This is a genomic window from Thalassospira sp. Z349TD_5 (assembly GCF_056173045.1).
Genome location: NZ_CM149654.1, coordinates 562,855 through 571,329, shown reverse-complemented (window position 1 = coordinate 571,329; position 8,475 = coordinate 562,855). Strand labels below are relative to the sequence as shown.

Sequence of the window (8,475 nt, the reverse complement as noted above, 5' to 3'; positions counted from 1 at the left end):
CAGATCAATCACACCCGAACCAGAATTGATCAAGGCGTAGCACCCTTGTTCAAAGTACCTGTATTACCGGGAACTTACCGCAAGCTTGGACCCGCACCTTCAAACTCGGTCCGGGCAGGCATGGTCAGGGCAAGCCAGCCTTTTGCCCCTGGCCAGACATGTGTTTGATACTGACCAAAATTTTCATATCGCAGTATGAAACACGTGCCCTTCTGCGTGATGTCTGATGGGGTATAAAGCGTAAGCGGGCTCATCATCGCGGTCGTCAATGTCTTTGCCAGACTTTCCCGCGCCACCCAAAGCAAACTGGCCATCTGCAAATCGGATAAGGCTAACCCGTCACACTGCGCACGGGTTTTCGGGTCAAGCCCCGCAAGTACGGGCCCAACATCCTCTTGTGACGGCACATCAACATCAATCCCCATCGGATGGGCGCGATGAAAAATCAGTGCCGCGCCATAGCTTTGCGAATGTGAAATTGATACGCCCAGCTGCGCAATATCGCACTCTTTTCTTTCACTGATCATTATTGGTTGATCAAATACGCCGTTTTCCACCGAAACATCGGATGGATCTAAATCCGGACAGTGTTGGTGTAACGCCAGCTTGGCCGCCAACCGACCTGCCACAAAGCTATCGCGGCGACGGGCATGTTTAAAAGTTTCGAGCCGATCTGTTTCGCGCATGTGAAAAGATGACGTGATCAGTTCCGCGCGGTCTTCTGGCGTCAGCACGTCAAGGTCAACCACCGCCAGCGTCGCACGCAGGATTTTATCCGCGTCAAAGCTGCCCGACTGTGTCGGGCGCAGCAGGTCAAACGATTGCAGTTTCACGGCATCAGACGCAGTCACGTCGCGGCCTCATCATAGCGGGACGGGTAGATGGGGCAAAGTACCCTGCCCCACAAACAAAAGGAATGCCCAAAGCATGCTTTGGGCATTCCTGAAAAGATATCGGTAATCTGGTCCGAAAACCCGATTACGCTTTGGCTGTTAACGCATTACCAGCAGGTTTTGCTGTCGTCTTACTGCCGCCCTTAACAAATTCCGACGCTTTGCGCTTGCCTTCGGCAAACTCGTCCTTGAATTTTTCAGATGCTTCATCCGCGTCAAAATCGGCAATCGTCCCGCCCTTGGCAAAGTGCCATGCAAAGACACGCCCCAGCCCATAGGTGCAGGCCGCGGCAAAGGTCGGCATCGCCACAACACCAAAGATCGTCCCGACAACCGGAACACGACGGATCAGGCGTGCCGTCGCATAGCCGACCCCCGTAACCGGCAATACCGTTGCCACCAGTGTTGCGATCGAACTTTTGATCGCATTTTCCGAGAACGGCACACCATACGCATCACACAGTTTCGCAACCATGCGAAGCTGGATGGTGCTGCTTGCTGCCATCTCAAGGAAAGGAATTGGAACAAGCCCACCAACCGCCGCATAGGCAGCATGGCGATGAATGCACCCACGCACGACAGCGCGGAGCTCAGCTTCTTCTTCTACAGCAACTTCTTCAGTCTCGTCGACTTTATCTGCTTCGCTCATCATGGCCTCTTTGCAATTATCTGTTGGCTGGCAAGGTTACAAAACGAATACCTAATTTATCCGCAGCTTAACCCAACTTACGGTTTATCGCAACAAACAGAAGTTGTTACTGTTTTAAGTCCGACTTCATTTCCGGCACGGCTGCGGGCTCGCGTCCGGCCGGTGCCTCGGCACGTGATCCACTTGGATCGTAAACCGGGGCGATGGACTCCATCACCTTTTGCATCGTGCCCGGTGCGGTTGCTTCTTCAACATCTGGTGTTGCCGAACCGGCTTTCGGTGCGTCTGGCTTCATCGCCGGTGTCGGCTGGCCGCCTGGGGCATTCGGATTTTTGGGCTTGGCCTGGCTTGATGACGGCCCCGTGCCATCAGGGTCACGAAGCCCCGGTGAAATGGCATTCTGCGGCGAGATTTCAGTACCGCGTGCGTTAAAATCATTCGCCGCTGGCAATGTTTCCTGCCGATCCCCGGTCAATTCGGCACCGGGTTCCTCAGACTCCCGCGACGTCCCCGGCGCATCGGCTGTATTCAAAATCACCGGAAGCCCGTCTCGGCCCCCGATAATAATCGTCTTGCTGTTGCGTGATGTCGCCAGCGACATGGTCGCTTCAATCCCGCGCAGACGCAGATATTCCTCGGTAATCGTTTTGGCGACAATATCCTGGAATTCACGGATACCTTCGGCCTCGATCTTCTTACGCTGCTTTTCTTTTTCTTCGCGTGCCAGACGGAAATCATATTCCAGCATCGCCTGATACTGTTCGGCCTTGCGTTCAATCGCATCGGCAACACGCTGTGGCAGTTTAACCGACCGGATCAAAACATCCTCAACCGTCACAAGCCTTCCCTGAAAGCTCTGATTAACCAGGGATGAGCCAAGCTGATTGACCATCCGTTCAAGGATCTCCGCCTGAATGAACGCACGCGTTTCGGTATAAAGTTGTTCAGGGGTGTAACGTGAAATCAACTCACGCGCATGCGATCCGATTTCCGGGTAAACAAGGACTTCCGGGTAATCTGGTCCCACAAGTTTATGCAGCATCCCGGCCGCTTCACGGTTAATGCGATACCGCACAGCAATGTCGACTTCCATCGACAAACCGTTGGATGAAATGGTGTCATAGACGCGCGCCTGATTTTGCAAACGTGCATCGTAAATAAACATTTTATCCCATGGGAAGATCAGCTGAACGCCTTCGCCGTAGCTCCGTTCGACAACTGTCCCGCCAAAGAAGCGATACCACATGACCCCGACATGCCCTGACGGAATGGTGATAAAGATCTGCGGCGCCAGCGCGATCATCCCAATCAGGACGAAAAAAATCGTGATCAGAAAACTGGTCTGATAGCGCTTTACAACACTTTGCAACCCATAAACGATCCGCCCGGCAATCCCGCGTGGACGCCCGTCGTCGTCGTCCCCTCTATCGGGACCGCTTGCGGACATTGTGGTGCCATCAACCATTCGTTATCTCGTTCTCGTATGCTTTTTCTGAAAAGTCGATTGCACGTCAGTAGTCTTCGATATCTTTGATTTTTTCACGAACTTCGCGCGACGGACGGGCGACAAGCTGCACCAAAAAGTCCCCAATCGGCGTAATCACAACCGCCAGGATGAAATGCCCAAGAAACCCGAACGAGGTTTTACGCCCCAAAAGACCGCAAACGATCGCGGCAAGTAAATAAAGTATGATAATCATTAATTGCATAACTTTGGATTCCGACGCCCGAGTTTACCCTGCTGGATCGATCATGCCGCTTTCGCGTCTTTTACGACCGTGAAGCCTTCTTTGAATTTTTCTTTAAAGTACGGCTCTGCCTGTTTCGGATCGAAATCCTTCAAGGTCCCGCCTGCCGCATAATGCATCACAAAAACACGGCCCAGCGCATAGGTAAATGCCGCATTGAAACCCGGCATGGTCAGAATGCTCAAGGACGTACCAAGCACCGGCAAGGCCTTGGACAACCCGGAAAAAATACCCGTCGCCAAAAACGATTTTCCTAAAACACCACCGGTAATACTGGTCATCATCGTCGCGATGACAGCCTGTCCACTGCTCTTGCGAAAATCGACATTATAAAGACTGCTCAGTTCCGCCAGCATTTTAAGCTGCACGGCAACCACCGCGGTCGAGTCCAGAACGGGAATGGGAATAAGGCCGGTGCCAGCAGCCCAAAGCATATTACGCCGAACAATGCCGCCAGCAAGCCGCTTTTGCTTGTTGCGCTTCAACTGTTCTAACCGTGCATTGCCCATATCACCCCCCGGTTTTGTTAAGTACCTAAAGCATAAACGCTAAATTTTCACACTGCAAACCGATTCAGGGGCTTATACGCACTTGACCGCAGCACTTAGGCAACCGACGATAGCCTTTTAAGAATAAAACGCCTGCCACAAAGGACCATAATGTTGGATTGCCCTTTCCGCGCTTTCGCAGGAGCATTGCAGTGAGCCTGGCAACAAAGATCGGTGTTGCACTTTTTCTCGTGCTTGCAGCTGCACTTGGCATGACAACCGTGCTGAACTACCTGCGCTTTGATCAAACGCTAAGAACCTTGGTCACACAGCGGATCAACGTCGTCAGCAACGAAACCAGTCAGGACCTCCTGGCCGGGATTGATCTGGGGCTGCGTCTGGAAAATATGGAAAACCTTGGTGCGATTCTGGATCGCCGCCTTGGCATGTCGCGCGAAGTCACCCACATCGCCGTACAAAACTGTCAGGGAACGATCATCACCCAGACAGCTCCCGATACGGCCACCAAGACCGCCCAAGGTGCCGGTACCACGGCAGCACCGCCGGACGCACAGGACAAAACATCATGGACTCGCTTTACCGATCAGGGCGTCATCGCCGTGACACCCCTGCGCGATAGTCTGGGCCAATGTGCCGGTATGCTGGTAATTACCGCCGACAGCGGTGAATATTTCCGTAAACTCGATAGCGCCTTTACCGAAATGTGGAAATCGGCCGCCATCGGGATGCTCGCCATCATTCCTGTTCTGGGCCTTCTGGTGGTTTTAATGCGTCGCCGCCACCGGGTATTTTCCGAACTCCACGAAGATATCGAACGCGCACTCGCTGGTCAGGCCGGCACCAGCACCGCCCATGACAAGGATGTTCTTACCGAAAGCGAGATGGACCTGATCGCGCTGTATCGCGAAATCCGCGATCAGTTGCCAAATGATGATCCCCAGACAGATCGCGATACATCGGTGGAGAAATCCACATGACCAAGAACACCAAACCAAAATCTCCTCTGCCCGGTGCGGCGAAAACATCCCATCGCCGCATCGTGCCAAAGGGCACCATCTGGATTTTACTGCTGTTTAGCACCTTGGCACTATGTGTTGCGCTGATCGGGATTTCATGGCGCGCGGCCGATCTTGCGCGTGCCGACCTGCAATCGGAAATCCGTGAAAAGGCCGAAATCGAAGCCAGAACACTGGCCGAAAAAATCGAACATGCCTTGGAACTTGGCATCCCGCTCGACGCGATTGTCGGGTTCGAAGATGTCGTGCATCAACTGCAATCTGGCGACCCGGACCTGAGCTTTGCTGCAATCGTGCACGGGCAGGACCTGCTGCATGTCGGCGGCATGGCGCGTGAAGCGATCAAACAGGCACTTGCCAGTGACAGTGATGCCGGCACCGACACACACCCCAACATCATCACCCGTGTCACGCTGGGCCATGACGCCCACAACGATCATGTCGAAAATGATCTGGCAATTGTCATTGGTCATGACCGCGCCGCCCTGATGCGCCCGGTCACCGACAATCTGTTTGATATCGCGATCATTTTCATCATCACGCTGGCACTGTCGTTTGAACTTGTCTTACTGGTTCTGACCGTCAATGTCGCCCTGCCCGCCCGGGTTGCCCGACGGGTTTTAACCAATGTCCGTGAACGTAAATTCACAATCCTGCATGGTCAGTCAACACGCGATGAAATCGGCAGTTTCATGGAACATATCAACACCGTGATCAGCCGCTCGGCGCAAAAGGTCGGCACCCGACCGCACCGGGAACGCGAAGTCAAACTGATCGGCGTGCGCTTGCTGGCCTTCATGTTTGTTCTGGCCGAAGAACTCGCCCGTCCGATCATGCCCGCGTTCTTTAGTCAGGTTACCGCACCGACCATCGATGGGCAGCTTGGTGCGGGGATCGTCATGGCAACACATCTTCTGATGGTTGCCATCGCCATGCCACTCTGCAGCCTGTTTCAGGAACGGATCGGATCGTTGCGCATGTATCTGGCCGGGGCCCTTCTTGCCACCATTGGCCTGTGCGGAACGGCCTTTGCCACCGGTCTTTGGGATCTGATCCTGTGGCGCGCATTATCGGGCATCGGCTACGCCACAACCTTTGTCGCCTGTCAGTCCTATGTTCTCGATGCGACCAATGACAGCAACCGCACACAGGGGACGGCCATGATGGTCAGCGGCATTATGCTTGCCGATATTTGTGGCCCGGCGGTTGGCGGTATTTTTGCCGGTCACTTTGGTGACGCCATCACCTTTGTCGCCGGGGCCGCAATGGCCTGTCTGGCGGTTGCATTGGCCTTCTTCCTGATGGACAACACAGTACGTGGCAAAACATCCCCCCCTGTCCCCACGCGCAAAGCCTTCAAGGCCATGCTGGGCAATCGACGACTACAAGTCTTGGTCCTGTTTGCCGCCGTCCCGGCCAAACTGATCCTCAGCGGGTTTCTTTATTACCTGACCCCTTTGATCTTGTTGCAATCAGGTGCCACCACCGCCGAAACTGGGCGTGTGATCATGCTCTATGGTCTTGTTGCTCTTCTGACAGGTTGGGGGGTCGCGCGCTGGACTGATAGCAAACAAAATGAAATTCGGGCTGTGGGCATTGGCGGCGGACTAACCGCAACCGGCTTGTTGCTGGCAGGCTTCATGCCGCAATATGCAACCTTTGCCATCGCTGTTGCCATGCTTGGTTTGGCACAGGCAACCTCAATCCCGGCTCAACTTTCTGCCAGTCTGAAAATCAGTGCTGATTTCACCCGCGATCATGGATCGGGCCCGGTGCTTGCCGTTCTGCGACTGGCAGAACGGCTTGGCGGCGCCTTGGGACCGTTGCTGGCTGCCGGATTAACCTTGTGGGTTGGCACCGATGCGGCCGTCTTGTGTTTCGGGGCGATTGCCGCGGTTGCGGTGATTTTCTTTGAAATCATGATCGGTCACGTGCCCGAAGATCAAAAAACCAAACCCTCCGTGCAGGAGGACGCACCATGACCCATCTGATCAATTTTTTGCGTATTCTCACCGTGCTTGTGCTGGCCGTCACGTTTTCCGCGACCAGTGTTTTGGCGCAAACCAACAGCCCCGATCCGTTGAAAATTGCAATGATCCTTTGGCGCGGCGAAACACGGGTCGAAGACGGTTTTCGGGGCTTTTTTGCCGACCGCGGCATTCCTGTCGATCTTCAGATTTATGATGTTGAACGCGATCTTTCCCGCATCCCGGGCATCATCGCGACCTTACGCAAAAACCCGCCTGATCTTGTCTATACCTGGGGTACCGGGATCACATCCAACGTTGTTGGCAAATATAATCAGGTCGATCCCGATAAAAACATCACCGATCTTCCGGTGGTGTTTGTCATGGTGTCGTCTCCTTGGAAAACGGGCATTGCCGCCCCGCCCGGACAATCGCGCCCCAACATCACCGGGGCAACTCACATTGCCCCGCTGCCTGCACAAATTCAGGCCATCCGCGCGTATCGCCCGATGACCAAGCTGGGGGTTGTATATAATAACGGTGAAGACAACTCGGTTTCCAACGTCGAAGAACTGACCGCACTTGGGGCCGAAATGGGGTTTGACGTCCTTGCCGCCCCGCTTGGCCAAAACGGCGATCCGTCCTCAAGTGATATCGCGCCCGCCGTTGCCGACCTTGCCAAACGCGGCGCGGATATCCTCTATATTGGACCCGACAACTTTATTGGCACGTACCGCGACGCCCTGACCGATGCGGGCTTTGATAACGGTCTGGCCGTCTTTAGTGCCACGGAACTTGAAGTCCGCGACGGGCAGGCAATGCTGGGTTTGGTCAGCCGCTATGAACTTGTCGGGCGGTTAGCCGCAAGCAAGGTCGAAGACATCCTGATCAATGGCGTCTCACCGGCAGATATTCCCATTGAAACACTTGACCGGTTTTCTTATCTGATCCGGCTGTCATCGGCGCGCAGGCTGGCACTCTATCCACCACTTTCGTTGCTTGATTACGCTGAAATTATCAAATGACTGTAATTACCCGTCTGAATGAAACCCATCTGTCCGCCGTCATTGCGTTGCATCACGATGTGCTTGCCGATGCCGACCCCACACTCGTTGCCGGTGAAACAGACATCTTTTTTCAGCAGCATCTGTCTGACTGCGGCCAGATATTTGGCATCCTTGATCAAGATACCCTGCTTGCCTATGGCGTCTTGGGGTTACCACGCCCCGGTGATCTTAATTTCGGAGCCGATCACGGCTTACCGCCCGACCAACTAAAATCGGTGGCGCATATCGACGGCGTTGCGGTCAGACGCGATTGTCGTGGGCAGAATTGGCAATATAAATTGACGTGTCATCGTCTAAACGCGGCACGCACTGCCGGACGTGAAATTGCACTGACCACCGTCGCACCAGGCAATGTCGCAAGCCTGATCAACATTCTGTCTGCCGGAATGATCATTCGTGGTCTGAAGGAAAAATATGGCGGCCATCGGTTTTTGATGCGCGCTGACCTCGGCAAAAACCCAATGCCCCACCAAACCAATGAAATCACCCATTGGTGCCCGGCAACAGATTTTGAAAACTGTCATCGCATGCTAAAGTCCGGCTATGTCGGCGTGACTTTTCGTAAGGCCACCTCGCAAAGCGCCCCAGACATCGGCTGGTTGCCGCTTGACTGCACGTAGGTGGTT

At 54.3% G+C, this 8,475-nt stretch carries 9 protein-coding genes; 4 read left to right on the top strand and 5 right to left on the bottom strand.

Annotated elements, in window-relative coordinates; genetic code table 11:
- Nucleotides 1-74 precede the first annotated feature (74 nt).
- The 5 genes from AC0VXT_RS02630 to AC0VXT_RS02610 all read right to left on the bottom strand — a co-directional run bounded on the left by AC0VXT_RS02630 (nucleotide 75) and on the right by AC0VXT_RS02610 (nucleotide 3,799).
- Nucleotides 75-851: a 4'-phosphopantetheinyl transferase family protein gene (locus AC0VXT_RS02630; RefSeq protein WP_475547388.1), complete on the bottom strand. Its 777-nt coding sequence runs from the start codon at nucleotides 849-851 to the stop codon at nucleotides 75-77.
- Between the two features lie 127 nt (nucleotides 852-978).
- A complete protein-coding gene (locus AC0VXT_RS02625; RefSeq protein WP_475547387.1) occupies nucleotides 979-1,542 on the bottom strand; it encodes a YcjF family protein in 564 nt (187 codons plus the stop codon).
- 106 nt (nucleotides 1,543-1,648) lie between these two features.
- Nucleotides 1,649-3,007, bottom strand: a complete 1,359-nt coding sequence (locus AC0VXT_RS02620; protein WP_475547386.1) for a prohibitin family protein — start codon at nucleotides 3,005-3,007, stop codon at nucleotides 1,649-1,651.
- A 46-nt stretch (nucleotides 3,008-3,053) separates the two neighbouring features.
- On the bottom strand, nucleotides 3,054-3,251 hold the full coding sequence (locus AC0VXT_RS02615) for a hypothetical protein (protein WP_022731487.1): 198 nt from the start codon (nucleotides 3,249-3,251) through the stop codon (nucleotides 3,054-3,056).
- 41 nt (nucleotides 3,252-3,292) lie between these two features.
- Complete coding sequence (locus AC0VXT_RS02610) at nucleotides 3,293-3,799, bottom strand: YcjF family protein (protein WP_101302854.1); 507 nt, start codon at nucleotides 3,797-3,799, stop codon at nucleotides 3,293-3,295.
- 191 nt (nucleotides 3,800-3,990) lie between these two features.
- On the opposite strand from AC0VXT_RS02610, the gene AC0VXT_RS02605 reads away from it, so the two are divergent.
- The 4 genes from AC0VXT_RS02605 to AC0VXT_RS02590 are packed head-to-tail and all read left to right on the top strand — an operon-like array spanning nucleotide 3,991 to nucleotide 8,469.
- A complete protein-coding gene (locus AC0VXT_RS02605) occupies nucleotides 3,991-4,776 on the top strand; it encodes a hypothetical protein (RefSeq protein WP_475547385.1) in 786 nt (261 codons plus the stop codon).
- Nucleotides 4,773-6,797: an MFS transporter gene (locus tag AC0VXT_RS02600; RefSeq protein ID WP_475547384.1), complete on the top strand. Its 2,025-nt coding sequence runs from the start codon at nucleotides 4,773-4,775 to the stop codon at nucleotides 6,795-6,797. The genes AC0VXT_RS02605 and AC0VXT_RS02600 overlap by 4 nt, the downstream gene beginning before the upstream one ends.
- Nucleotides 6,794-7,807: an ABC transporter substrate-binding protein gene (locus tag AC0VXT_RS02595; RefSeq protein ID WP_475547383.1), complete on the top strand. Its 1,014-nt coding sequence runs from the start codon at nucleotides 6,794-6,796 to the stop codon at nucleotides 7,805-7,807. Before AC0VXT_RS02600 ends, AC0VXT_RS02595 begins: the two co-directional genes overlap by 4 nt.
- A complete protein-coding gene (locus AC0VXT_RS02590; RefSeq protein WP_475547382.1) occupies nucleotides 7,804-8,469 on the top strand; it encodes a hypothetical protein in 666 nt (221 codons plus the stop codon). Before AC0VXT_RS02595 ends, AC0VXT_RS02590 begins: the two co-directional genes overlap by 4 nt.
- Nucleotides 8,470-8,475 lie beyond the last annotated feature (6 nt).

Excerpts from the sequence above, each read along its gene's own strand:
- AC0VXT_RS02625 (WP_475547387.1), bottom strand. The coding sequence starts at position 1,542 with ATGAGCGAAGCAGATAAAGTCGACGAGACTGAAGAAGTTGCTGTAGAA.
- AC0VXT_RS02620 (WP_475547386.1), bottom strand. The coding sequence starts at position 3,007 with ATGGTTGATGGCACCACAATGTCCGCAAGCGGTCCCGATAGAGGGGAC.
- AC0VXT_RS02615 (WP_022731487.1), bottom strand. The coding sequence starts at position 3,251 with ATGCAATTAATGATTATCATACTTTATTTACTTGCCGCGATCGTTTGC.
- AC0VXT_RS02610 (WP_101302854.1), bottom strand. The coding sequence starts at position 3,799 with ATGGGCAATGCACGGTTAGAACAGTTGAAGCGCAACAAGCAAAAGCGG.
- AC0VXT_RS02600 (WP_475547384.1), top strand. The coding sequence starts at position 4,773 with ATGACCAAGAACACCAAACCAAAATCTCCTCTGCCCGGTGCGGCGAAA.
- AC0VXT_RS02595 (WP_475547383.1), top strand. The coding sequence starts at position 6,794 with ATGACCCATCTGATCAATTTTTTGCGTATTCTCACCGTGCTTGTGCTG.
- AC0VXT_RS02590 (WP_475547382.1), top strand. The coding sequence starts at position 7,804 with ATGACTGTAATTACCCGTCTGAATGAAACCCATCTGTCCGCCGTCATT.